This window comes from Kolteria novifilia, assembly GCA_007748055.1.
In the GTDB taxonomy this organism is placed as follows: domain Bacteria; phylum Planctomycetota; class Planctomycetia; order Kolteriales; family Kolteriaceae; genus Kolteria; species Kolteria novifilia.
The window spans coordinates 4,343,814-4,368,245 of the sequence record CP036279.1; the positions used below are offsets into that span (position 1 = coordinate 4,343,814).

15 protein-coding genes are annotated in these 24,432 nt (G+C 62.5%); 8 read left to right on the top strand and 7 right to left on the bottom strand.

The window, feature by feature from the left end; all coding sequences use genetic code 11:
- Positions 1–86: 86 nt before the first annotated feature.
- The 4 genes from Pan216_RS15890 to Pan216_RS15905 all read right to left on the bottom strand — a co-directional run bounded on the left by Pan216_RS15890 (position 87) and on the right by Pan216_RS15905 (position 9,156).
- On the bottom strand, positions 87–2,381 hold the full coding sequence (locus tag Pan216_RS15890) for a HEAT repeat domain-containing protein (protein ID WP_145259246.1): 2,295 nt from the start codon (positions 2,379–2,381) through the stop codon (positions 87–89).
- Between the two features lie 432 nt (positions 2,382–2,813).
- On the bottom strand, positions 2,814–4,148 hold the full coding sequence (locus Pan216_RS15895) for a DUF1552 domain-containing protein (protein WP_145259247.1): 1,335 nt from the start codon (positions 4,146–4,148) through the stop codon (positions 2,814–2,816).
- A complete protein-coding gene (locus Pan216_RS15900; protein ID WP_145259249.1) occupies positions 4,145–6,826 on the bottom strand; it encodes a DUF1592 domain-containing protein in 2,682 nt (893 codons plus the stop codon). Before Pan216_RS15900 ends, Pan216_RS15895 begins: the two co-directional genes overlap by 4 nt.
- 428 nt (positions 6,827–7,254) lie before the next feature.
- Complete coding sequence (locus Pan216_RS15905; protein ID WP_419192595.1) at positions 7,255–9,156, bottom strand: potassium transporter Kup; 1,902 nt, start codon at positions 9,154–9,156, stop codon at positions 7,255–7,257.
- Positions 9,157–9,827: 671 nt separating this feature from the next.
- Between Pan216_RS15905 and Pan216_RS15910 the strand changes: the two genes are divergently transcribed.
- Entirely contained in the window at positions 9,828–11,861 is a 2,034-nt protein-coding gene (locus Pan216_RS15910) for a serine/threonine-protein kinase (RefSeq protein WP_145259253.1), read from the top strand.
- Positions 11,862–11,935: 74 nt separating this feature from the next.
- Here Pan216_RS15910 and Pan216_RS15915 read toward each other — a convergent pair whose 3' ends face one another.
- A complete protein-coding gene (locus tag Pan216_RS15915) occupies positions 11,936–14,689 on the bottom strand; it encodes an alpha-amylase family protein (RefSeq protein WP_145259255.1) in 2,754 nt (917 codons plus the stop codon).
- 124 nt (positions 14,690–14,813) lie between these two features.
- Here Pan216_RS15915 and Pan216_RS15920 point away from each other — a divergent pair, with 124 nt between their 5' ends.
- On the top strand, positions 14,814–15,629 hold the full coding sequence (locus Pan216_RS15920) for a SirB1 family protein (protein ID WP_419192596.1): 816 nt from the start codon (positions 14,814–14,816) through the stop codon (positions 15,627–15,629).
- A 49-nt stretch (positions 15,630–15,678) separates the two neighbouring features.
- Positions 15,679–16,887, top strand: a complete 1,209-nt coding sequence (locus Pan216_RS15925; protein ID WP_145259258.1) for a class I SAM-dependent rRNA methyltransferase — start codon at positions 15,679–15,681, stop codon at positions 16,885–16,887.
- A 40-nt stretch (positions 16,888–16,927) separates the two neighbouring features.
- On the opposite strand, the gene Pan216_RS15930 is transcribed toward Pan216_RS15925, so the two are convergent.
- Positions 16,928–18,154 (bottom strand): mechanosensitive ion channel family protein, encoded by a 1,227-nt coding sequence (locus Pan216_RS15930; RefSeq protein WP_419192597.1) that lies wholly within the window; start codon positions 18,152–18,154, stop codon positions 16,928–16,930.
- Between the two features lie 291 nt (positions 18,155–18,445).
- On the opposite strand from Pan216_RS15930, the gene Pan216_RS15935 reads away from it, so the two are divergent.
- From Pan216_RS15935 to obgE, 4 genes are all read left to right on the top strand, one after another.
- Complete coding sequence (locus Pan216_RS15935; RefSeq protein ID WP_145259262.1) at positions 18,446–19,687, top strand: aldose 1-epimerase family protein; 1,242 nt, start codon at positions 18,446–18,448, stop codon at positions 19,685–19,687.
- Between the two features lie 110 nt (positions 19,688–19,797).
- Complete coding sequence (locus Pan216_RS15940; protein WP_145259264.1) at positions 19,798–20,478, top strand: hypothetical protein; 681 nt, start codon at positions 19,798–19,800, stop codon at positions 20,476–20,478.
- Between the two features lie 133 nt (positions 20,479–20,611).
- On the top strand, positions 20,612–20,875 hold the full coding sequence (gene rpmA / locus Pan216_RS15945; RefSeq protein ID WP_145259267.1) for a 50S ribosomal protein L27: 264 nt from the start codon (positions 20,612–20,614) through the stop codon (positions 20,873–20,875).
- 151 nt (positions 20,876–21,026) lie between these two features.
- The gene (gene obgE, locus Pan216_RS15950) at positions 21,027–22,061 is read left to right on the top strand and encodes a GTPase ObgE (protein ID WP_145259269.1); all 1,035 of its coding nucleotides are present in this window, start codon (positions 21,027–21,029) and stop codon (positions 22,059–22,061) included.
- A 360-nt stretch (positions 22,062–22,421) separates the two neighbouring features.
- On the opposite strand, the gene Pan216_RS15955 is transcribed toward obgE, so the two are convergent.
- Positions 22,422–22,889 carry an acyl-CoA hydrolase gene (locus tag Pan216_RS15955; RefSeq protein ID WP_145259271.1) on the bottom strand — a complete coding sequence of 156 codons (468 nt, stop codon included), beginning with the start codon at positions 22,887–22,889 and terminating at the stop codon, positions 22,422–22,424.
- Positions 22,890–23,475: 586 nt separating this feature from the next.
- Here Pan216_RS15955 and Pan216_RS15960 point away from each other — a divergent pair.
- A complete protein-coding gene (locus Pan216_RS15960; RefSeq protein ID WP_145259273.1) occupies positions 23,476–24,252 on the top strand; it encodes a sensor histidine kinase in 777 nt (258 codons plus the stop codon).
- Positions 24,253–24,432 lie beyond the last annotated feature (180 nt).

Sequence of the window (24,432 nt, forward strand, 5' to 3'; positions counted from 1 at the left end):
ATGGTGCGAATAGGGAAGCGAGGTGGCCGAGAAAACGCCGCGGGCGATCACCTGGGGAAGATGGCGTGAATCCGAGGAGACTGACGCTACTTGTTGATCCGCTTGATCGCCTCGGAGGCCGCTTCGCGGACCTTTCTGTCTCGCTCCTTGCGAAGCTTTTCGAGCTTGGGGACCGCTTTCTTCGCCTTGGGACCGACTTTTCCCAACGCGTCGGCCGCCGCCTCGCGGACTCTCTTCGAATCGGAATCCAATAGCCGCATCAGCTCGGGAACGTGCTCCTCGTCGACCCGCTTGAGTCGTCCCAGCAGCCGTTGGGCCTGGCTACGCTCGTAGCCACCCTCCATCAATCGCACGAGCTTGGGAACCGCCTTGCCCGAGTGATCGAGCACTCGCTGGAGTGACCGAATCGCCTCGACTCGCACCGTCTGGTCGTCGTCGTCGAGCATCCGGATCAGGACCGCGGCCGATCGGTCGCGCGGGGCGCCGATGCGGACGATCGTCGTCGCGAGAGCCGCACGAACGGCCGAGTCGTCGTCGCGCTGTAGCGGCAGCAAGTCGTCGTACGCGGGCTTGGCCGACCCACCGAACTTCGCGAGCGCCTGCACCGAGCGGGCACGAACGTCCGGCGACTTGTCCTTGAGCGCCTGCCGAACCTCAGGCAGCGCCGGCGAGGCAATCCCTCCCATCGCGACTAGGACCTCGGCCGCCTTGATACGCGTCGAGTCGTTGCCTTCGCGCAAGAGCTTGCGGACATCGTCGAGCGCGGGCCGAGCCGCGGGCCCGAGTCGGGTGAGAGCTTCAAGGGCCGTTTCGCGGGTGGTGCCATCCGCATCGCTCAGCGCGGTCACCGCGATGGCGACCAGTTCGGATTGTTCGATGCCGAGTTGGGCGAGCGAACCAACAACCGCCGCCCGGACCGGGGCCGAGGGATCGTCGAGGTGATCGTGGAGACGACCCGCCGCGCCACGAGCCCGAGGACCGATCTTCCCAAGCGCGCCGGCCGCGGCGACCCGAACGCCTACATCCTTGTCATCCAAGCTGCGCGCGAGCGCGGGAACGATCGTGGCGTTGACGGGACCGAACTCGCCGAGAGCGCCCGCCGCCGCCGAGCGAATTCGCGGATCGCCGTCCTCGAGCGCCTTGAGAAGCCGCGACGCGGAGCTCGGACCCATGCGTTCTAACGTCGCCGAGAGGACTTCGCCGCCGATCGCGTTGTCCTTGTAGCCGGTGAGGATCGCGGTGATCGCCTCGGGGCCAAGCTTGCCCAGGGCGTGAGCGTACGCGTCGCGCGTCTGGTCATCGGGCGCCTTGGCGACCTGGTCCATCAACTCGGGGATCGACGCGACCGCGAGCGGCCCGAGTCGTCCGAGACAGTACGCGGCCCGCATCTTCGCCGCGACGTCGGCATCGCTTCGAAGCAACTTGCGAAGTTCGTCGACGCTCCCCTTCGCGTTCGGCCCCATCAAGACCAGGGCCTCCATCGCGGCATCACCAACCTCGGCACTCTTGTCGTCGAGCATCGCGGCAACCCGCGGCGCCGTCTTCTCCGGTTGATCGCCGATGGCGGCCAGCGCGTTCAGCACCGCCGCCCGAACCGCGGGATCGGCATCGCCAAGAGCCTTGCGCAAGTCCTCCGCGGCGCTGGCGGCCTCAGGTCCCATCCGACCCAGTGCGAGCGCTGCCCCGGCCCGCCGGGCGGGAGAGGAATCTCCAAGGCCCTTGCGAAGTTCGCCAACGACCTTTGGGCCGAACTGGCTTAGAGCTTCGGCACACGCGGACGCCATCTCCGCATCGCCCAACTTCTCGATCAACTTGGGCGCGGCGCTGGCGGCCGACGGGCCCATCCAGCCGATCGCTTGCGCGGCGCGTTCCCGAACGGTCGACCGCTTGTCATCAAGACGTTTCACCATCTCGGGAAGTGCCGCGAGGCCGATCTTGCCAAGGGCGTAGGCGGCACGATAGCTCACTTGTTGACTACGAGACGGGAGGATGTTCGAGAGACGCTCGATCGCTTCTTTCGCCTTGGGGCCGGCGGTGGCCAAGCCGCGCAGCGCCGCGTCGCGAACCTGCTGATCGCGATCGTCGAGCGCGCCGATGAGGAGTTTGACGGCGTCGGTTTCAGAAGGAGCGAGGGTCGCGAGCGCCTCGGCGGCCTCCCGGCGTTTGACGGCGTCGGAGTCCTTCAGCGAGGTCTTCAAGCGCGGTAGGTCGGACGCGGCGACGGGATGGTCGTCAGCGGAAGATGCCCCGGCGAGGCAGAAGAACAGGCATCCCGCGACCAGGAGTCGCGCGGAGCGGCCCTTCGATGCAAGCAAGCGGGTCGATCGCGGGGAGACGAGGGTGCAAGGCGTGTTGGTATCGGCACGAAATCGTGAAAGCATGAACCCCCTCACCCCCAGCCCCTCTCCCAGCGGGAGAGGGGAGTCAATAGTCGTGCCTCTCCAAGCGGGAGAGGAGAGTCAATAGTCGCGCCTCTCCCACGAGGAGAGGAGAGTCAATAGTCGCGCCTCTCCCACGAGGAGAGGGGAGTCAAACTCCCGTAGTTCAGGCCATTGCCTGACACGAACCACCATCGACCATCGCGATCGGCTCTAATGGTGGGCCAAGATCCATCCTACTTGGTCTTGGGTTCCCCTCTCCCCGTGGGAGAGGGGTTAGGGGTGAGGGGGCTTCCTCTTAACAAATCGCCTTGCCTTGCCAGGCGTTCAATCCCCTCGCCCAACTCGCTTCGCCCGACGACCTCTCCCAAGGGAGAGGTGAGGAGTGCCTGACCAATAGACGTAGACGCTCCCATGGAAACGAACCACGCCCGACTACAGATAAGCCAGTGAGCCAGTGCTGTCGCCGAAGCGGTCGAGGGAAACGCCCATGCGGTCCATCAGCGAAACGAACAAGTTGCACATCGGCGTCTCCCGCGCGTAGCGTAAGTGACGACCGGGTGTCACGGTGCCACCGCCTTTGCCCGCGAGCAGGACCGGCAAGTTCTCGTTGTTGTGACGATTGCCGTCGCTGATACCGCTGCCATAGACGATCAGGGAGTGATCGAGCAGCGTCCCCTCCCCTTCGGGAATCGTCGCGAGTCGATCGAGGAAGTACGTGAATAGCTCGACGTGGAAGCGGTCGATGCGGTAAAGCTTGTCGAGCTTGTGCGGGTCGCTCTGGTGATGCGAGAGTTCGTGATGCCCCTCGGGGACGCCGACGGTCGGGTAGCTACGGTTGCTGCCGGCGCTGGCGAGCATGCAGGTCGCCACCCGAGTGCTGTCGGTTTGAAAGGCGACCGCCAACAGATCCGAGAGGAGGTGGGCGTGGTCGGCGAACTCGCGCGGGACGCCATGGGGTCGCGGAAATCCGCCGGCGTCATCGCTCTCGATCGTCCCCTTGTGCTCGAGGCGGCGCTCGATTTCGCGCAGGCTGGTAAAGTACTCGTCCAACTTCCGGCGATCGGTCTGGCCGAGCCGCTTCTCCAACCGCGCCGTGTCGTCGCGCACGAAGTCCAGCACGCTCTTTCGGAAGTAGTCGCGCCGAGCCCGGGCGTAGCGATTCTCCTGCTTGTCGCTGGAACCGAAGAGTCGATCGAAGACGAGCTTGGGATCGACTTCCTTGGCCATCGGAGTCGATGGAGAACGCCACGAGATGTTGCTCGAATAGGCACAACTGTAGCCGCTGTCGCACTGGCCCGAATCACGACCCCGGTCGCATCCGAGTTCGAGGGAGGCGAACCGCGTCGAGCCCCCGAGATGTTCCGCCGCGACCTGGTCGATCGACCTACCGACCATGACGCGACCGGAGTCCTTCACCGGTTGGGTTCCGGTGAGAAAGACCGACGCGGCGCGAGCGTGGTCACCCGCCCCATCGCCATTGGAACGGCCCTTGTCGTGGGTCAGTCCGGTTAAGACGCTGACATGGTCCTGCAACCGCGCCAGCGGTTCGAGCGCCGGCGTGAGGTCGTAGCGAAAACCTTCCCGTTTGGGCGTCCAAGTCTCCTGATTGACGCCGTTGGGAACGAAGAAGAACGCCAAGCGGGTCGGCGGCGTGGGAGCGGCCGCCAGCGCGGCGCGAGGAGCGACCGACTCGAGCCACGGGAGAGCGATCGCCGTGCCGAGCCCCTTGAGAACGTTGCGTCGAGAGATTCCGCGTGGACTGCTCATTCTTCCCCTCCTTCGGCCGATCTCATCTGAAACGGGTCGCTTTCGACGATGCCCAAGACGAGTCGGGAAAACGCGTAGTCGCCGGATTGCAACCGGTCTTCGATCCGATTGATCGCACAGCGATCGTAGTATTCGACGCCCCTCCCCAAGCCGTAGGCGAGCATCTGACGAATCAGGTTTCGCGTGAACTTTTCGGGCGAAGAGCGAAGCAGTGCCCGAAGATCCTTCGGACCTTCGAACAACTTGCCTCCAGGTAATGTACCCGATGGATCGATGGGAAACTTGCCATCGCGCTCGCGCCATCCGCCGATTGCGTCGTAATTCTCGAGCGCGAAACCGAGTGGATCCATGCGGCGATGACAAGCCGCGCACTCCGCCTTGGCACGATGCTGCTCCAAGCGGACGCGTAGCGGAGCCGAAAGTACGACGTCGGTGCTCTCGTCAAGCTCCGGCACTTGCGGCGGCGGCTCCGGGGGTGGCGTTCCGAGCAACTGCTCGAGGATCCACTTGCCTCGTTTCACCGGCGAGGTGCGATTCGGGTTCGACGTCACCGTCAAAATACTCGCATGCGTCAAAACCCCTCCCCGTCGATCGCCGTTCATGGAAACCCGGCGGAACTGATCGCCCTTGACGCCGTCGATGCCGTAGTGCTTGGCCAAGCGTTCGTTGAGGAAGGTGTAGTCGGCGTCCAAGAGGTCGAGGATGCTCCGGTCCTCACGCATCACGCTGGCGAAGAAGAGTTCGGTTTCCTGACGCATCGCTTCCCGAAGCTTCTCGTTGAACTTGGGAAAGACCTTGGTATCGGGCGTGACGTTCGCGAGGAGCCGCGTGTGGAGCCACTGCCCCGCGAAATTCTCGACCAACGCGTCGGCCTTGGGATCGGCAAGCATCCGCTTGATCTGGCTCGGCAGGTTCTTTCGCAGCGTGCTATTCCGAGCTTGCTCGAAGAGTTCTTCATCGGGCATGCTGCTCCAAAGGAAGTACGAGAGCCGGGTCGCCAGCTCGTACTCGTCGAGAAGCCGGACCTTGCCCTCCGGGGGATCCTTCTCGATACGGAAGAGGAAGTTGGGCGAGACCAGCGTCGCCTGGAGGGCAAGCTGCATGGCGCCGTCGAAGCTTTCGCCGTGAACCCGAGCTTGTTCGACCAAGCCGGTGAAGGCTCGCAATTCGTCCTCGCGAACCGGTCGCCGGAAGGCGCGGGAAAGAAGCGGCTTCAGGGACTCGCGTGCGCATTCCTCCCAGGACGATTCCTGAAGTTCGGGCCGGCGGACGATCAACGGTTGCTCGGAAGACGTCGGCGTCCCAAGTGGCCCTTGAAGTTCGATCGAGTGAATGATGAGATTGCGGTCGCGCCGGGTCGGGTCGCTGGCCTTGGGGTCGTAAAAGTCGTTGAGAAAGGCCGCGCCGATCTTGGTCTTGCCGGCCTTCAGCTTGCGTTTGGTCACGTAGTAGTCGGGATTTTCCTTCTCGGCGGGCACCTCCGGCTCGGCGATCGTCTTCTCGTTGACCTGAATCGCCAACCGGGCCAGGTCCTTCCCGGCCTGATCGGCGTGAGCCCGAACGCGGATCGCGTAAAGTCCGTCGGCGGGGATGTTGAAGGTCGCGGTGACCGTCCCGGTCGACGGCAGCCGCCGAGCTCGGTTGTCGTGAAGGTGCCCCCCCTCGAGGTCGGTCGCTTCCTTGCGCACCACGGGATGGGGAAGAAGCGGGCCGACGATCCGGAGCGACTCGACCCACAAGTTGCGGTCCTTCTCGCCGTCGGGAGCCTTCGCGTCCCAGTAGTCGTTGAGAAATGTTACCGCGATCCGGTGGCGTCCCTTCGAGACGAACTGTCGCGTGCGGTAGATATCCGGCGTGCCACGAGTGGCGGTGACATCGTGAACCACCAATTCGGCGCCGTCGAGCTTCAGCGACGCTCGCACCGGTTCGGTTCCGGCCTGGTCTCCATAGGCGGTCGCTTCGAGGAGGTACTCCCCTTCCTCGGGAAACTCGTGGTCGACGTGAATTGCGCCATTGCTCGCGAGCAAGCGGACGCCACTGTTCATTTGGCCGTGCTGAAGCTTTTCGGCGGAGTAGACCCGTCGCGGAGCGCTCGTCTCGTCGGGAACGGCGATCGCGGCTTCGGCGATGCGTTGAGCGGCGTCCAAGTAGCGTTCGGTGTGAATCGGAGAGATCGACAGAACGTCGGCGATGTTGTCAAACCCATGCCCGACGTCATCGCTGGGAAAGTCCTTGGAGACGTTGAGGTCGACCCCGAGAAGGTCGCGGACAGTGTTGTCGTACTCGTAGCGGTTGAGTCGGCGAATCGTGACGCGGCCGGGACGCGATGTCCCGTCGCAGCGAGAGAGTTGTCGCTCGATCCAAGCGATGATCGCGGCCGACTCCTGCGCGGAGGGTTGCGGCATGTCCTCCGGCGGCATGAGCCCCGTTCCCAGAACGTCGGCGACGCTCTCGAGCAAGCGTCCCTTCTTGGAAAAGCTGAGCGAGTTGGTGAAGGTATCGAGCGCGACCCCTCCGGTCGGATCGTCGGCCAGGTGACAGTCGAGGCAGTACTTCGCGAGAAACGGTTCGACGTCCTTCTTGTACGACGCCATGACATCGTCCGATCGCCCCGGCGCGGTCGCGCCGAGCATGACGAGAGCAGTCAACAAGAGGGATCGGCCGCGACGTTCGATCACCAGCAAGACTCCATCGACCCGAGGAAGGCAGCAAAACGGAGGGTTCAGCACCGAGGACTGTCCACGTCAGCCCCGTTCGTTCGCAGTTGTCACCGACAACAAGTACCGGCGGTTGGTCACCAATCGTTGGCCGGAATCGCACGATACGTCAAGTCGGCTTGTGGCGACGGGACGCTTCCTCGACTCCCCAACAGAACGAAGATCGACGCCGAATGTGACGCGTTTCGTCTCGATCAACCAGTAACGACGAGCGATGACGCCCCTCGCCCTCTGCCGGGTCTCACGGATGGCCTCCAGGTGGGGTTACTACCTCGTGGAGGGAAAGGAACGCCACGTCGGTCTGGGAAACCGACCCCGTCGGCAGCTCAATCATAAAGGCTCTGGCGAACTTAAGAAAGGGAAACTGCGGGGAATTGAGCCAGCGGAGCCTAGATCCTGACGCGCAACACGATCGTGAACACACGCTCGAGAGGGACCCGAAAGTCGCCATAGCGACGGGGACTGTTTCGCAACAGGAATGCGAAAATCGACCGACGCCACTTCCCCCAGTACTCGTGCCCGAAGACGACCACCGTGGTGCTGGCGAAGTAGTAGTTGGTCGTTTCGGGATCGACGCTCACTCCCAGTTCCTCGGCGAGCTTCAGTGCCGCGGGAAGGTTGGGGTTCTGCATGTAGCCGTAGCGTGCGACCACGCGGATGACATCGGGGCGCAGGAAACGGACGCTGACGCGCTCCCGAGCCGGAATGCGCGGGACCTCCTCGAAGTCGACGGTTAAGAGGATGATCTGCTCGTGAAGCGCGTTGTTGAACTGGAGGTTCTGAGAGAGCGCCCGAGGTAGGCTCGCCGACCGACTCGCCATGTAGACCGCCGTCCCGGGGGGCCGCGGCAGGTCGTAGTTGTCGACAAACGTCATGAACGCGGCCTCGGTCATCGACCGTTCGCCGAGCGCCTTGCGCACCGCGGTGATGCCGTTCATCCAGATCATCGAGAGGGTAAACCCGGCCGCCCCCACCACGAGCGGAAACCAACCCCCTTCTTCGACCTTGATGAGATTCGCGGTCAGAAAGGAGGCGTCGAGGACGAAAAAGAAGAGTGCGATCGGAGCCGCCAGCAGCCAGTGCATCCGCCAACGACGAACCATGAAGAAGTAGAAGAGCATCGTCGTGATGATCATCGTCGTCGAAACGGCGACGCCGTACGCCGCCGCCATCGCGTCGGAGGACTGAAACGCCAACACCAGAGCGATCGTCGCGACCATCAGCAGCGAGTTGATGAAGGGCACATAGACCTTTCCCTCGGCATCCTCGGCATAGTGCTTGACGGAGACGAAGGGCAAATACCCCAGCGCCACCGCTTGATAGGTCAGCGAAAAGGCCCCCGAGATGATCGCCTGCGACGCGATGACCGCCGCCATTGTCGCGAGGACCACCAGCGGGTAGATCGCCCAACCGGGAGCCATCGCGAAGAACGGATGACTCGCGGCTTCCGGGTGGTTGATCAACAGTGCCCCTTGCCCGAAGTAGTTCAGCAGCAGCGAAGGGAACACAACGGCGAACCAGGCCCGGCGGATCGGCCGAACGCCAAAGTGGCCTAGGTCGGCGTAGAGGGCCTCCCCACCGGTCATCACCAGAAAGACCGAGCCGAGAATCAGAAAACCCGCCGCGCGATGGGTCGTGAGGAACGTGTAGCCATAGCGCGGGTCGAACGCGGCCAGCACGGAGGGTTCCCGCACGATCCAGCAAATCCCCATGACGGAAATGACCAGAAACCAGAGAAACATCACCGGCCCGAAGAGGCGTCCCACCACGCCGGTTCCCCGGCTCTGAAACGCGAACAGGACAACAAGGATGGCGATGGTGATGGGCACGACGTAGGCATCGAGCTTGTCGGTGGTCTCCTTGAGTCCCTCGATCGCCGAGAGGACCGACATCGCCGGCGTGATCATGCCGTCGCCGTAGAGCAACGCGGCGCCGAACAACCCGAGTGTGAAAAGCAGCCAGTGAAGCCACGTCCCCGTTTCGCGTCGCGAGGTGACGAGATTCATCAGCGCCAGGATGCCTCCCTCTCCGCTGAGGTCGGCGCGCATCACCAACAGGATGTATTTGACGGAGATCTCGAGAATGAGCGACCAAACGATGAGCGAGAGAATCCCGAGGACGTTGGCGGAGTTGGGCTCGATGCCGGTGCCGCGACCGAAGCAAGACTTCAGCGCGTAGAGGGGGCTCGTACCGATGTCCCCGTAGACGACTCCTAGCGCTCCCACGGCCAACGCGACGGCGCCGGCGGTGGTCACGGAATGACGGGAGCGTTCGCTCTCTGCATCGGACACGTTATGGCTCACCCTCAAGGAAGACGCGTGAAGCAAGGACGTCGATCGCTCGCGGTTCCATCCCCACGACAACCGGTGCGCCGCCATCGAAAAGTCGGCGCCGTCGCGAGAACCGTGGCCTCGACCGATCGCGTCGACTCACTCGACAAGACGACGGGCGCGGGTTGGGATCGCCCCCACTCGCATCGGCCTGCGCGTTATAGCGAAGTTCGTTGGTCAAAGAGAAGTCGGTCGATCGAGACCGTCATCGGGACGCCCCCCTGGTGCCCGCGGCGCGTCGAAGTGATGACAAATGAAGTGCTCTGAGGTATCCTCGGGTAAGCTGCGTGAGGACGAAAGAGAGGACGACCGCGTGGCGAGCCCGCGCGCATGGTGAGTCGGGGAGGCCCCGTTCGCGGATCCTGGGCCACCGCGAGCGTTGAGAGAAGTCAATGATCGGCGAAACTTCACGAAATCCTCGCGTGAAATGGGAGCAAGTTTGCGAGAATGTCCCGTGTATACTGGGCCAGTTGGCGATAGCGCTTTGGTGGTCGCTGAACGATCGACGATGATCCTCGGCGGCGAGCACTCTTATTCATCTGCCCATTCGCACTGCTACGAGGCCCCCTCATCTCGTGGCGCGCTTGTCCGTTTGGATCGTTAGTTCGCAAGCAAGGCGTCGGGAAGAACCTATGTCGACGGGGTACCATCAGGACGTCTCCGCGGTCGGTCGAATTTCCTATCGGCTGAGGCGTATTCAGGGTGAGGGTGGACTGGGGCAAGTCTGGCTGGCGCAAGACGACGAGTTGCGCCGGGATGTCGCGATCAAGGTGATCCGTCCCGAGGGTCGCCACTTTCCCGAGAACAACGAGCGTTTCCTCCGCGAGGTGCGCATCACCGGCCTACTACAACATCCGAACATCATTCCGATCTACCACGCGGGCAAGGACGAGAACAGCGGCGACGTCTTCTATGCGATGCCGTTCGTCGCGGGCCGAAGCTTGGCCCAAGTGATCTCCGAGTGCTACGCGGACGGCAAGCAACCGACCCCGACGGAGTTCCTCCACCTGGTCAACATCTTCGTCGACGTCTGCGACGCCGTCGGCTACGCCCATTCGCGGCGCATCCTGCATCGCGACCTCAAGCCCGACAACATCATGGTGGGTGAATTCGGCGAGGTCATGGTCCTCGACTGGGGATTGGCCAAACTCCTCGACGAGGACGACGACGCCTCCTCGTGGATCAGCACCGCCAGCAACGTGGTCGTCTCTCGCGAAACCTCCGTCATCGGCAGCCCGAGCTACATGGCCCCCGAGCAAGCGGGGCAAACCGACTTGATCGACGAACGAAGCGACGTCTTCGGGTTGGGCGCGATCCTCTACACGATCCTCACGGGGGAACAGCCGCGCGTGCCGCGACAGATGGAAATGGCTCGCCAACTCTACGAGCGCGTGCGAAACCATCCGATTCCCAAGGTGAGCGAGGTCAACCCGAAGGCTCCTCCCGCCCTGGCGGCGATTAGCGCCAAGGCGACGGCCCACGACATCGACGAACGCTACGAAGACTGCAATTTGCTCATCCAGGACATCTCGCGCTGGATGGCTGGCGAACCGGTCGAAGTCTACAAGGAACCGTGGCGTCTGCGCTTGAAGCGTTGGCTCCTGCGCCATCGACTGCTCACCTCGTCGATCGCCGGCGCGGCGGTCCTCTTCGCGTTGGCCGCCGGGGTCTTAATGACGTACTCGTGGTCGGTCTCGAAGATGGTCGAGCACGAGATCGTCGCCCAAGTGCAGCGTCAAGCCGCGCTACAGGCCAATACGATCCAAGATCGCGTCTTGCGCCGGGAGGCGGACGCCTCCTACCTGGCGCAATTGCCGACGATTCAAAAGCTGATCGCCGCGCGGAAGGCGAACAACGACGCCGACGAGAAGAAACTCACCCAATCGCTCGCGTCGCTCTTCACGACGTTTCTGCGCGCCAATACCGCCTACGGGCAAATCGTCCTGGCGACACCTGACAGCCAAGGCGAATACATCGTCAACGCGTCACAAAATGAGAGTGACAGTTGGCGCGTCGAGAGTTCGACCAACGGAACGATCGACAACATCAACATTCGTTCGGCGATCCGTGACGCCAGCTTTTTCGACCCCGAGGAGTTTCGCTTCTTCGAAGTCGGTATCGTCGACGACGGCAAACGCGCCGTGTCGCTGATGTTGGGCGTCGCCGTCCGCGACAACGAAACGGGCGAACCCTTCGGGGCCCTGCTCCTGCGAACCGACTATCGCTACCTCTTCCGATTCCAATCCGACACGCCGAACACCGACGAGGTGATCTGCCTGAGCAATCGCTGGGGCCAGTACTTGATTCAAGCGCGCTCGATCACCGGCGAGATCGACCACCCGATGGCGCCGTTGAGCATCCAAAACGAATACCCCAAGATCGCCGGCTTCTTCAGTTCCAATCAGAAGTCACCGCAGGAACTGTTTGTCGACGAAGGGGACAATCCTCGGGTCTTCGTATGCCGACGGATTCCCTTTCCCCTGGGCGACACGCAGGAGAATCTCGTCCTCGTCGTCACCAGGTCCTTGCGGGATGCTTGGAACCGGTCGGTCTGGTCGAACAACTGGGTCGTGCTCGTCACGATCGTGATGATCATCACGTCGCTGGCGGTCATCCTCGTGCTGATGCGAGCCCTCTTGCGGGATCGGCTCATGCCCACCAGTTGACATCGACGTCAATCGACTGAGGAATCACACCCTGAGAGGCCGTTCCCAACCACCGTCTCGAACGATGGACAGAGTCAGTAGACGCAACGAGCCAACGCGCTGCCCATCGGCGAGAGGAGATAGATCGCCGCGAGGAGGAAAATGGAACCGGAGAGGAAGGCGAGAAAACCAAGCGGTCGAAGAAGCATCGCGGTCTGCCAGGAGAGCCCGACAAAGGCGGCGATGGGGACGATCCCCAAGACAACAAACCATGCGACCGACTCGATCCACGATCGGCTTCGACGCATCGTCTGACCATCGACGATGATGCGTTCCTCAACGACAACGTTGTCGCGGATCGTCGTCGGCCAGTCGGGAGTCTTCGTCTTCTCCGAGAGTTCCTTTGACCAAGTCTCCGGCAGGGTCATCGAGGTCTTGAGCACCGCGTCGACGGTCGCCTCCTCCGGCCAGAAGGGACTTGGCGGCAACGACAAGTTGATGTTCAGGGCCCCTCGCCGCGCGAAGGACATCCGGTAGCGACTCAAGTCCCAATCGGCCCCCCCAGGATCGGCGCGGCGTTCGACCGGGACCATCGGTCCCATCGTGGCGATTTGGGTCGACACTCCATGGGCGGGCTGTCGCTTCACCACGAGTTCGGCGGAAATCCGCTCGCCCCCGCCGTCGAGAGAAAACTCCTTCTTGATTCGCTTCGGACCTTCCTCGTTCCAACTCGCCGGGTGGACACTGACAGGAACGGGACGTCCGAACGTTACCAAACGCCGGGCATCGCCCTCTCCCTGGACCGCGAATCGACCGAGGGGAAGCTCGCGGAGGAACTCGGGCAACTCACGGTACATCTCGACCAGCGTCACCGAGTCGGCAGGCAGTTCGATCGTCAGTTCACCCTCGGCATCGAGGGTCTCCATGCGGCGACGCTCGGGATAGATCACCAGGGGATGCCAGACGGTCTCATCGCCGTCGTCACTGCGCAATTCGGCGGGGCGCTGCTTGGTCGTGAGCGTCATGGTACTTGGCCGATGGGAAGGGTTCCGCAGGCAAGCGATTCCCTTGTCTTTCGACCAGTGAATGTAGCCGTAGGGCTCGCCCGACTCGGGTCGTCCGCCGATCATCCGGGTGTGGGCGAGGGTCGAGGTATTGGCTTGAGCCCAACGGATCGTGCTCCCGAGCATCGGCCAAAACTCCTCCGGCACCAGATCGGGCGAGAGGTATAGCTCCTGGAGCAGCGTTCCCCGGCCAAAGTACATCGCCACATAGTCGGACCATTCCTCGATGGTCTCGCGCGGCCGCGTCCCGTCGTAGCGACCGAGGATCAGCCCGTGAGTCATCAAGGCCGACGCGGGCACCGCGGCCCGATCGACGCGAAGGAGCCGAAAAAGCCGTCCGTCGCGGTAGGTCATCTCCGCCGCCCGGGCGCCAAACTGGGCGACGCGCCAATCGACGGCGTGATCACTTCCCCCCATCCAGAGCGAGTCGACGGTGCTCAACCACCAAGGACTCGGCCAGATCTGGGACGTGAGGGCGATGAAGACATCGGGATGCTCGGCCCGCTCGAGCGTCATAAGATCGAGCAGCGCGTCGGTTCCCGCTTCGCGTTCGTGCCGTTTGGTCAGCGGATGCCCGAGATCGGCGCGGCCGCTGTCGAGAAAATTGAAGTCGTGTTTGAGGGCGTTGATCTTGGCCGATCGCAGATGCGACTTGAGCACCTCGCCGAGCGCCTGCTGGTACTTGGGACCGCAGACGCAGTAGTAGCGCTTGCGGTGATTCGCGACTTCGTAGCCCCGCTGTTCGCCCCAGTCGGTGTTGAGCTGATAGCCGGTCAGCGGCAACCAGAGCCCCAAATGCGAACCGCGGCTCTCGAGCCACTGGGCAAATGGTGGAAAACCCTTTGGCCATCCATTGTTCGGTTGCCAGAGCGAATCGCGATCCTGCCAGCCGTCGTCGACCATGAAGGCGTCGAATCGCAGCGAGTAGGGATCGAGCAATTTCTCCTGGAAGAGCTCGTACGTCGCCCGCAACTGCTTGGGATTCAGCTCCCAACCGCGCCGGTCGTACCACGAATTGTACTGCAGCGACGCCCGGACCGGACGGCGAATCGTCGCGAGATAGCGATCGAACTCATCGTCGATGGTCGATTCGGCGAAGCCGCGTGTTCCCAAGACGGCGTCGCGACTGGTGAAGCTTTCTTTTCCTGGGTGGTGTCGACAGAGCATTTCGCCCTCGGCCACCAAGTTTTCTCCGGCGGGGTACTCGAGTCCCGCGAACCAGTGCTCGTCGATAAACAGGGGCTGCCCAAATCCGAGAATCGAAGCCGGGACGTCGATGGGGAGAGCTTCCACGGTAACGGTGTCAATCCGCTGGGAACCGCGTACCTTGAGCCGCTTGCGAAGAACGTGTGCGCCACGCTTGGCGATGTAGACGACGGTCAGCTCCGGATGACCCGACGTGCGCGGGGAGAGGTCGAACTCCTCTCGCGTCCGATCGGCGCTTTGCGTTGAACGATGGTCGACGACGCGGTAATCATGAGTGCAAAGGGTTGTCCCGTCGAGTAAGGTAAGAACGAACTCCCGGGCATTCGGAGTCGCGAGCCGCTGACCTGTAACCTTGTTCACCAAGGCGAGGGTCCGCAACGTCTCCCCTTCGGTGGAGAGCTCCCGAGCGATCACGCCGCCGTCGAGTACGATGTTCGCCTCGGGCACGGGCTCCGCGGCGAAAGCGACGGGACTAGTGACCATCAGCAGTAGACCAACGAGTCCGCGGACGAGTCGGCGGGCCGGTTGGCAAGTTAACATTCGCGGAGAGAAGATCGTCATCTGACTGTCGTCGCCCATGGGTGCTCCTTCACTCTCGGGCGGGACGCTAAGTCAGGAAAGGCGACGGGTCAAGGGCAACCGACGCGGCAACGCCGAGGTGGCCCCTCTGACGACCATTTCCCGAGAGACTAGGCAAAGCGGGATGAATAGCGCGTTCGACACCATTGTGAGCGGTAAGTCCGCCCGACTTGTCGAGGCCGCGCTCGAATTCGCCGCCGACGCCTACCCCAACCTCGACACCGACTGCTATCTGCACTGTCTCAACCAGTTGGCTCAACGGCTCTGCGAAACGTGCGAAGGAAAGCCCTCCCCGCCCGATCGGCTGGAGGCTCTCAACGAGTTCTTTTACGGCACGCTCGGCTTCGTCGGCAATCGCACCGACTACTACGACGCGCGAAACTCCTACCTCAACGAAGTCCTCGATCGCCGCCAGGGCATTCCCATCTCGCTCTCGGTGATCTACCAGGATCTGGCGCGGGCGGTCGGCCTGAACCTCTACGGCGTTAATCTCCCGGGCCATTTCATGCTGGGCATGTCGTGTCCCGTCGAAGGCTTGCTCTACATCGACGTCTTCAACGGCGGCGAATTGCTGACTTGGCCCGACTGCCTCGAGCGGGTCGGTCAGATGATGGCCTGCCCCATTCGGATCGAGGAGAGCGACCTGCAGCCGATGACCAACGGCGAGATTCTGGTGCGCATGCTTCGGAATCTCAAAGGGATCTATTCGCGATCGAGCACCTCGTCGTTGCTCTACGTGCAGCGGCGATTGTTGATGCTTCGCCCCAATGACCCGATCGAGCGCCGCGATCTCGGCATCGTGCTCTATCGGCAGGGACAACTCATGGAGTCGCTCCGACTCCTCGAACGACTCGTCCAAGAGCATCCCGACTCCAAGAACGACGAGCTCGTGCTTGAGTACCTCTCACTAGCCCGACACGACGCCACCCTGATCAACTAGGGAACCGGAACGGCGTCGCCACGCGACCTCAATCGGAAGAATCTCCTCCATGGAAGAAGTGAACAAGGAACGTCTCATCGCTCTGGGAGACCCATGGGTCTCCCGCATCAACGGAGGTCTGCCGACGCTCCCCATTTCCGAGCTACCCGACGCGGAAACGATCGCCCCCTTCGATGAACCCGTCCGCCTCGTCGACGACGCGGGAGAAACGATTGGTATCGGACTCCCCGAGCCCAACAACGGCCTCTTTCGCGTCCTTCCCTGCCACGATGTCGACACGCCGCTCGATCGCTCGTTCTTCGTCGCGCGCCTCGAGCGTGCGCTCGAGCTTCGCCGCCGGCTCGGACTCGTCGACGAGGAGGGAGCCTTTCGCCTCGTCAATTCCGAGGGGGACGAACTCTCCGGATTTCTGGTCGACGTCTACGCGGGCCATGTGCTCATTCACACCCTCGCGCCCGATCATCGCGAGATCGTCACGCTGCTCGCCGACGCGATTCGCGAAGTCCTGGGACCGAAGAGCATCATCGCGAAGGTCCGCCCCAAGGGAGACATCTCGACCGGCAGTATCCCGTTTGACGTCCTTTCCGACGAGCCGCCCCCCAAGAGAATCGAAGTGACCGAGGATGGCGTTCGCTACGAAGTTCACCTAACCGGTGGGCTCAATACGGGACTCTTTCTCGACATGCGCGAGACCCGCCGGGAGCTTCGGCGCTGGTGTGCCGGCAAGCGGATCCTCAATACCTTCTGCTACACCGGCAGCCTCTCGGTGACGGCGATCCTCGCTGGGGCAGCGCACGTCACCTCGGTCGATTTCGCCTCGGGCGTGCTGCAGTGGACCAAGACCAACGCTCGGCTCAACGGGATCGCCGACGACGACCGCCGACTGAAATACGTTCGCGCCGACGTCTTCGATCATCTCAAGACCAGTCGCCGGCGCGATCAGCGGTTCGACGTCGTCATTCTCGATCCGCCGACGAAAACGACCGTCCCCGGTCGGCGCTGGTACCTCAAGAGCGATTACGATCGCCTGGTCGGCCACGCGCTGCCACTCCTCGCCCCAGGGGGACTTCTCATCGCGGCGGTCAGCAGTCTGCAAAGTCGCCCCGAAAAGGTCGAGCAGCAACTCCGCGCCGCCGCACGCGAGCAAGGTCGTCGCCTCCGCTTGGTCGCGACGCCGGGCCTCCCCCCCGACTTCCCCACGCAGATGATCCACCCCGAGGGACGGACGCTGAAGTGCTACTTTCTGCTCGTCGACTGACGCGCGCGACAAACGGCCGTTGGAGGCGTTCGCCCCCGCGTCACGTGCACTGGTAGATCTTCAGGTCGAATTCGGGCAACACCGCCAGCAGATGGTCGAAGATGTCGGACTGGATCGCCTCGTACTCGGCCCAGACCGTCGTCTTGGTGAAGACGTAGATTTGTAGCGGGAGCCCGACTTCGGTCGGCTCCAGGAGCCGCACCAGAAACGTCAGCCCCGAGGCGTGGATGTGCTCGTGGGAGCGCAAGTAGGCGCTGACGTAGGCCCGGTAAAGCCCGATGTTGGTCAGTCGCCGGGCATTGACCGGATGGTCCTCCTTCCGACGCGTCTGATTCCACAACTCGAGTTCTTCTTCCTTCGCGGACAAGTACTCATCAAGCAGCTCCATCCGCCGGCAACGCTCAAGCAGCGCCTCGTCGGCGAAGTGGATCGCGTCTTGGTCGATGCGGAGGGAACGCTTGATCCGCCGTCCTCCCGCTTCGGTCATCCCGCGCCAATTGACGACCGGTTCGGAAACGAGGCAATACGCTGGGATGGTGACGATCGTCTTGTCGAAGTTTCGCACCTTCACCGTGGTCAGGGAGATGTCGACCACGTCGCCGTTGGCCCCGTACTTGTCCATCTGAATCCAGTCGCCGACGCGCACCATGTCGAGCGCGGCAATCTGAATGCTGGCGACCAACCCAAGAATCGAATCCTTGAAGATCAACAGCAGAACCGCGGTCGCCGCTCCGAGGCCGGCGAGGACCGCCGTGACCGACTGGTCGATCAGCTTCGTCAGGGCGAGGAGCGCGAAGGTCACCCAGACCACCAGCTTGACGACTTGGGCATAGCTGCGAATCGGCGAATGGCGCAGCGACGGGAACTGAACGCAGAGATCGGCGGCCACATTGACCAGGGCTTCGACCACCAGGGCACCGACAAAGAGCGACCAGATCGCCACGGCCCGGTACATCATCGTCGCCACGTCCGGACGATCCGCGAAGAGCAGCGGAATGCTGCAATAGACCACGAGCGGCAGCGCGAACCGCGAGAGACGAAACAGGACGTGACGACGCGTCAGCGGTTCGATCCACGAGGTCCGCCTTCCCAATAAGGGACGCACCAGTCGTCGCAGGATCAGCCGTGAAACCCCACCCGAGAAGGTGCCGATGAGCAAGATCACCAGCGCGACGACGAGATGAGCGAGCAGGTGCGAGTACTGACCGGTTCCCTGATCGTGCAGGAACTTCTCGAGCTGCGAATGGATCGTGGACTCTGTCATCATCTCCTCTCGAGGCCGCGTACGGTGCCAAGCCAGTCGGGAAGCCAGTCTCTCACTTCCCGGAAGTCCCATATCTAGCGATTCGGGGCGTGACGGGAGCGCCAACGGTCTGCTGGCCCCTGGGACGGGAGCGCCAACGGTCTCCTGGCACGCGGATTCACGGACTAGGTCTTTTGCCAAGGCGGGTCGCCCAATACACTGGGCTTACGATTCATTGATTCCTCGGAACAAGCCCCTTCGAAGGCGGCCAAAAGCCACCGCCTAGAACTCGCTCCGACAGAGAAAGGTCCACGAATGTTGCTCGCCTCCTTTCTGGCCGCCCTGCCGGCGTCGACCGAGGAGCCCTACCGCCAGACCCTCGTCAGCGTCGAACGCAACGTTCACGTCACCGACTGGGATGTCGATGGGCGAACGGTGACCCCCGACTGCCCCTTCAATTGGTCGGTCAAGACGCGTCGACTCAAGGGAGGCAAACAGGACGGCGTCGACGTCATCCTCGTCAACAACGGCGCGACGACCATCGTGGTCGTTCCGACGCGGGGCATGGGCATCTGGGAGGTCGTCCACGGCGACGTCCGCCTCGGCTGGCAATCGCCGGTCAACGAGATTGTCCACCCCGGGCACGTCAATCTTTCGGCTCGCGGCGGTATCGGCTGGCTCGAGGGATTCGGCGAGTGGCTCTGCCGCTGCGGCCTGGAAAGTAACGGCGCCCCCGGCATCGACACGATCATCGACAACACCGGGGCCGAGTCGCAGGTGCAACTGAACTTGCACGGCCGCATCGCCTACGAACCGGCTCAAGAGGTCGAACTCGTCGTCGAACGCAAGCCCCCCTATCGGATCACCGTCCGAGGAACGGTCAACGAGCGGATGATGTTCGGGCCGAATCTGCAACTGATGACCGAGATCTCGACCGAAGCCGGGTCGGCGTCGCTGCAAGTCGACGACACCGTGACCAATCGCGGCGGCCTGCCCTCGGAGTTCCAACTCCTCTACCACGTCAACTTCGGCCCCCCCATTCTCGGGGCGGGTTCGCAGTTGGCCGCCCCCTTCCAGTTGGTCAGGCCTTTCAACGCCCACGCGGAGGCGAGCATCCTTCAGTTCTCCGAGTATGGTCCCCCGGAGGCCGGGTTCGTGGAGCAGGTCTACTGCGTGCGTCTCTTCGGTGATGAGGACGACAACACCAAGGTCGTGCTACACAATGCCGATCGCGACAAGGGAGCGGCGATGTCCTTCTCGCTCAAGACGTTGCCCTACTTGACGATTTGGAAGAATACGTCGACACTGAAGGATGGGTATGTGACCGGGATCGAGCCGGGCACCAACTATCCCAACAACCGCTCGCACGAGCGAAAGGCCGGTCGCGTTCCGAAGCTCAAGCCGGACGAGAAGTACCAGACGTCCATCAAGATCGACATCCTCGCCAATGGGAAGGAAGTCGCCGCGGCGACCGACGATGTCACGAAAATCCAGGCGGGACGCCAGGAACGGATCGAGACCTTGTCCAACGATGGACTCTCCGGCGCGGACGAATGACCGGGCAAGACAGGGAGTCTTGACCTGTCCTGGCGCTCGTGCTATCGGCGCGGCTCCTCGTTGCTCAAAAAGGAACGGCGAGGCACAATCGGTCGGGAGGAACCATCCGCATGTCTGGCGCTCTTTCAACGTTGACGATCCTACTTGGACTGTCCGCCGTCCCCAGTGGCGACTTCGGCTTCCAGAAAGTCCCTCCCCAGGTCTTCGACAGCGAGAAAAAGAAGGTCCCGGATATCTGGGTCCTCGAGTTCACGTTCCGCAATCCCCGCTACATCATGGTCGATGTTCCCGGCAAGGGACGGAAACTCGTCTGGTACATGACCTACAAGATCGTCAATCGCGAGAAGAAGCCGATCCAGTTGATTCCCCAGTTCGAACTGGTGACCAACGACGGCAAGTCCTTCCATGACGTGATCATGCCCGTCGCCGAGGAACTCGTCGTCAAGCGGGAGTTTCCGACGCTGCGGCTGCAAGAGGACAACGGACGCAACAAGATCCACAACTCGGTGACGATCTCGGCCGCACCCATTCCGCCGACCCCCGCCGAGAGCGCTCCCCTGGTTCGCCGCGGCGTTGTCTTCTGGGAAGGCGTCGACATGAAGGCGAAGTCCTTCACGGTCTTCGTCACCGGTCTTTCCAACGGCTACGTCAAGGTGGAGGATCCGAAAACGGGCAAGACGGAGGTTCGGCGCAAGACGCTCGAGCTGAACTTCACCAAACCCGGGGACATCTATCATCCCAACCACAAAGAGATCAAGTTCGTCGGCGATCCAAAGTGGGTTTACCGTTGATTCCTAGGGGTGGTAATTCATACACTACACGTTGAGGGTCGGCTCGACCAAGCCGGCCCCTTCGCTGTTTTTGGACGCGGTTGCTCCGCTCTTTGTGGATATCTGGAACGTTCGGCAAGCTAGGTAGACGACAATGGCGCATAAAAAAGGCCAAGGCTCTTCACGGAACGGTCGCGACTCGAATGCGAAACGTCGGGGCGTCAAGCTCTACGGCGGACAGTCCGCCACGGCGGGTTCGATCATCATTCGCCAGTGCGGCACCCGTTGGCACGCCGGCAAGAATGTCGGGATTGGCAAGGACTATACCCTTTTCGCGTTGAAGGACGGCAAAGTCTTCTTTGACAAGGGTGGTCGCCGGGTCAACATTGCCGAAGAGGCCACTGCCGTCGCCAGCTAACTCGCCGGCGACGACCGCAGTTTCTCATTCCGCGCCCTCGCCTCCCACAGATGAGACGAGGGCTTTTGAATTGAATCTACTCCACTTCCGACCGTGAGTTGAGTCGCCGGCGCGCGAACCGAACCCTTTCCTCTCGGCGAAAGGGCATCCCATGCAGTTTGTCGATCGTGTGGAAATCTACGTCAAAGGGGGAGACGGCGGCAACGGCTGCTTGAGCTTCCGACGGGAGAAATTCGTCCCACGCGGTGGCCCCGACGGGGGCGATGGGGGACACGGCGGCCATATCATCGTTCGCGCCATCCCCGGCACCAACAGTCTCGCCGGCCTTTCCAAGAAACGCCACTGGCTCGCCGAAAATGGCCGGGCCGGCCAAGGGAAAAAGAAGACCGGTCGCAAGGGCGAGGATCTCGTCATCGAGGTTCCTCCCGGCACCCAGATTCGCGACCGCGAGCACGGCTTCGTCCTAAAGGACCTTACCGACCCGCACTCCGAAGTCATCGTCGCCCGCGGCGGCAAGGGGGGCAAGGGAAACACCGCCTTCGCCACCGCGACCAACCAGACGCCTCGTCAATTCGAGAAAGGACAGCCCGGCGAGGAACGCTCGATCGTGCTTGAGCTAAAGCTCATCGCCGACGTCGGCTTGATCGGGCTTCCCAACGCCGGCAAGTCGACACTCTTGAGTCGACTGAGCAAGGCGCATCCGGAGATCGCCGACTACCCCTTCACCACGAAGTACCCCAACCTCGGACTCTGCCGCGTCGACATCGACCGCGAGTTCGTCATCGCCGACATTCCGGGACTGATCGAAGGCGCCCATGAGGGAGTCGGCCTGGGCCACGAGTTCCTCCGCCACGTCGAACGGACCAGACTCCTACTGCACCTGGTCGAGTGTCAGCCGACCGGCGACGCGACCCCCTTTGAGAACTTCCAAACCATCCGGCACGAACTCTCCGAGTACAGCCCCAAGCTGGCGGCGCGGCGCGAGATCGTCATCCTGACGAAGACCGACCTAGGAAACGCCGACGAGATCGAGCGTGAGTTCACCGACCAGCTCGGTCGGCCCGTGGTGCGCATCTCGGCCGTGACGGGGGAAGGACTCAAGCAGCTCGTCGAAAAGGCCGCCGCCGAACTCGTCGCGATGGAGGAGGAAGATCCTCCGTCGACGACCGAGCCCTCGTCCGGCTAGTAGTCCGTTGATTTAAGCGGGCCAAGGCGAGAGCGAGCCATGTTGGCCAAGATCAAGGAGAAGAAACGCAGGCGAGTCCGTCGATTCGTCGAGTTTCTTTGACGCGGACATTGGTCAAAAGGGCCGTTCGTAGCCGGCAGCGAATAGATCAACGGGCTGCTAGCGCTTTGATTGACTAATTCGTTGCTTAAGAGACTCTTCGGTGCCATGCCCACGCTCACCGTGGGCGTCAAAAGTCCCACGCTCACCGTGGGCGTCAAAAGTCCCACGCTTCTCGTGGACCTTCGGCAACGCCCCTGCTTCGGCAACGTTCTCCAGCACGAGTGGGCAGCGCTTTCACCGAGGGACTCCAGACATCACTCAGCGCAGGTGAATCAGTTTCTCGAGTCGGTCAAGTAGCGCATCCCAACGCTGTCCCTTCGAACAGACTTCCAGCCCATCGGGAAAGGGAGCCGGTTTGCCGTCGGCGCCGACTTGGGCGAACCCCATCAACCCATCCATCCACGGCCCGTCGCGATCCTCCAAGGGCGACCCGATGAGCCCGATGACCATGTACGCGCGGGTCAGATGAAGGGGCGTCCCAAGGATCTCGACCACGTTGCCGGTCGGCACGGGATAGTAGCACTCGAGATTTAGCACTCGCCGCAGGACGATGTTCGCTTCGCGGCCAACGTAGCGATAAGCCGCGGCGTAGGCGGATTCGAGGGCGATCCGTAAAAGCGAACCGGCGTAGAGCGTCCCGTAGTGATTCGCGTCGCCCGGTAGGATGAGCCGATGACTGAGCGTTGTCATCACGTCGATGTCGTAACCGTTCTCGCTTCCCATCATCGGAAAATCCCACCCAATCGCCAGATGTTCGCCCAGCCAGGTTGGCGCAGCTTGTCTCGTTCGTTGTCCCGTTGGATTGTCGGCCCCGCCGCGAGATCCTTCCGCCCGCTCGGGGCGTCCGAATCCGATTTCCATCTTAGTCGATCCCCCTTCTCGTCTCCCGAAAACTATGCGGGAACGCCAGGTTCACCCACGCTCCATCCTCCAGACGACCGAGGTGCCACGATGGAACCGTTCCAGCGAGACGAACCTGAAAAAATACCTTCGTCGCGTCAAGGCTCATGGGGACACCACGCCGGCGTCCCCAAAGGCTCCTTTCTTCTCCCGTCGCCACGTTGCCATGTCGGTGTAGGGAAACTGGTGAAAACCGACCCGATTCCTGGGGAATCGGTCTTGACCTTTCCTGGCGTGGGTACTCGTTCTCGTGCAATTCGAATGAAGAAGCTTTGACGGTTGTGACGATATTCCGGTTGTCGCAACGCCGTTCGGGGTGGGAGTTGTCGACGCGGCCAAAGGGAGCAGCCGACCACCGGTCACCGAGCCTTCAAAGGACCGGGCGACACGGCGGGACGCCGGAGACGACGCGATGGCACGAAAGACCGAGGATGGCCATGAACAATTGGGCGCACTCATTCCCAAGGAGCAGCTTGAGCAGCTCCAACGCCAAGCCAACATCGGTGCCGTCGCAAGCAGCGTCGCTCACGAGTTCAACAATATCCTGATGACGATATTGAACTTCGCGAAGATCGGGGCCCGCAGCAAGGATCCCGAAGTCGTCAATCGCTCCTTCGACAAGATCCTCTCCGCGTCGCGCCGCGCGGCCAAGATCACCACGGGGGTGCTCGCGCTCGCCAAGAACCGCAGCGCCCTCAAGGAGACGTCCGACGTCGCCTCGCTCATCGAGGAGGTTCTGTCGGTCGTCGAGAAGGATCTGGTCAAGCACCGCGTCCATCTCAAGTGCGAGTTCGGCAGCCGTCCGACAGCCGAGGTCGTCCCCTCCCAGATCGAGCAAGTGTTGCTCAATCTCATCATCAACGCCCGCCAAGCGATGGACCGCGGAGGCGACATGACGATCAGCCTCCGCCACAACCAACGCAGCGACATGGTCGAGATCGCGATCAAGGATTCCGGCGTCGGCATCCCGCCCGACCAACTGCAGAAGATCTTCGAACCCTTCTTCAGCACCAAGGACGGCCCCGACGAGACCGGTCGCGGGGGTTCGGGACTCGGTCTGTCGATCTGTCGCGAGATCATCGAGCGTCACCACGGCCGCATCCGCGTCGAGAGCCGCGTCGGTCGAGGGACGACCTTCACGCTGAAGCTCCCCCGCGTCGCGGTCGACAACGGCGCCCAAGCGGCGTAGAGGGGCGGGAAGCGGTACGATCGGTTCGACGATGAATACCAATCGGGGCCACTCCGCGCCCCGATGACCGCTCCGGTGCGAGGCGTCGGCACTTCGGAGCCATCGCGTCTCTTTCCCCTCCCAATCAAGACGCACGCTTGCGAATACTCACCGACTCTCGCTGGCAGCCCGTTCGAGGGA

Bases quoted from the DNA above. Each gene is read 5' to 3' on its own strand.
- Pan216_RS15895 (WP_145259247.1), bottom strand. From the start codon at position 4,148: ATGAGCAGTCCACGCGGAATCTCTCGACGCAACGTTCTCAAGGGGCTC.
- Pan216_RS15890 (WP_145259246.1), bottom strand. From the start codon at position 2,381: ATGCTTTCACGATTTCGTGCCGATACCAACACGCCTTGCACCCTCGTC.
- Pan216_RS15930 (WP_419192597.1), bottom strand. From the start codon at position 18,154: ATGATGACAGAGTCCACGATCCATTCGCAGCTCGAGAAGTTCCTGCAC.
- rpmA (WP_145259267.1), top strand. From the start codon at position 20,612: ATGGCGCATAAAAAAGGCCAAGGCTCTTCACGGAACGGTCGCGACTCG.
- Pan216_RS15935 (WP_145259262.1), top strand. From the start codon at position 18,446: ATGTTGCTCGCCTCCTTTCTGGCCGCCCTGCCGGCGTCGACCGAGGAG.
- Pan216_RS15940 (WP_145259264.1), top strand. From the start codon at position 19,798: ATGTCTGGCGCTCTTTCAACGTTGACGATCCTACTTGGACTGTCCGCC.
- Pan216_RS15920 (WP_419192596.1), top strand. From the start codon at position 14,814: ATGAATAGCGCGTTCGACACCATTGTGAGCGGTAAGTCCGCCCGACTT.
- Pan216_RS15910 (WP_145259253.1), top strand. From the start codon at position 9,828: ATGTCGACGGGGTACCATCAGGACGTCTCCGCGGTCGGTCGAATTTCC.
- Pan216_RS15955 (WP_145259271.1), bottom strand. From the start codon at position 22,889: ATGATGGGAAGCGAGAACGGTTACGACATCGACGTGATGACAACGCTC.
- Pan216_RS15960 (WP_145259273.1), top strand. From the start codon at position 23,476: ATGGCACGAAAGACCGAGGATGGCCATGAACAATTGGGCGCACTCATT.
- obgE (WP_145259269.1), top strand. From the start codon at position 21,027: ATGCAGTTTGTCGATCGTGTGGAAATCTACGTCAAAGGGGGAGACGGC.
- Pan216_RS15925 (WP_145259258.1), top strand. From the start codon at position 15,679: ATGGAAGAAGTGAACAAGGAACGTCTCATCGCTCTGGGAGACCCATGG.
- Pan216_RS15915 (WP_145259255.1), bottom strand. From the start codon at position 14,689: ATGGGCGACGACAGTCAGATGACGATCTTCTCTCCGCGAATGTTAACT.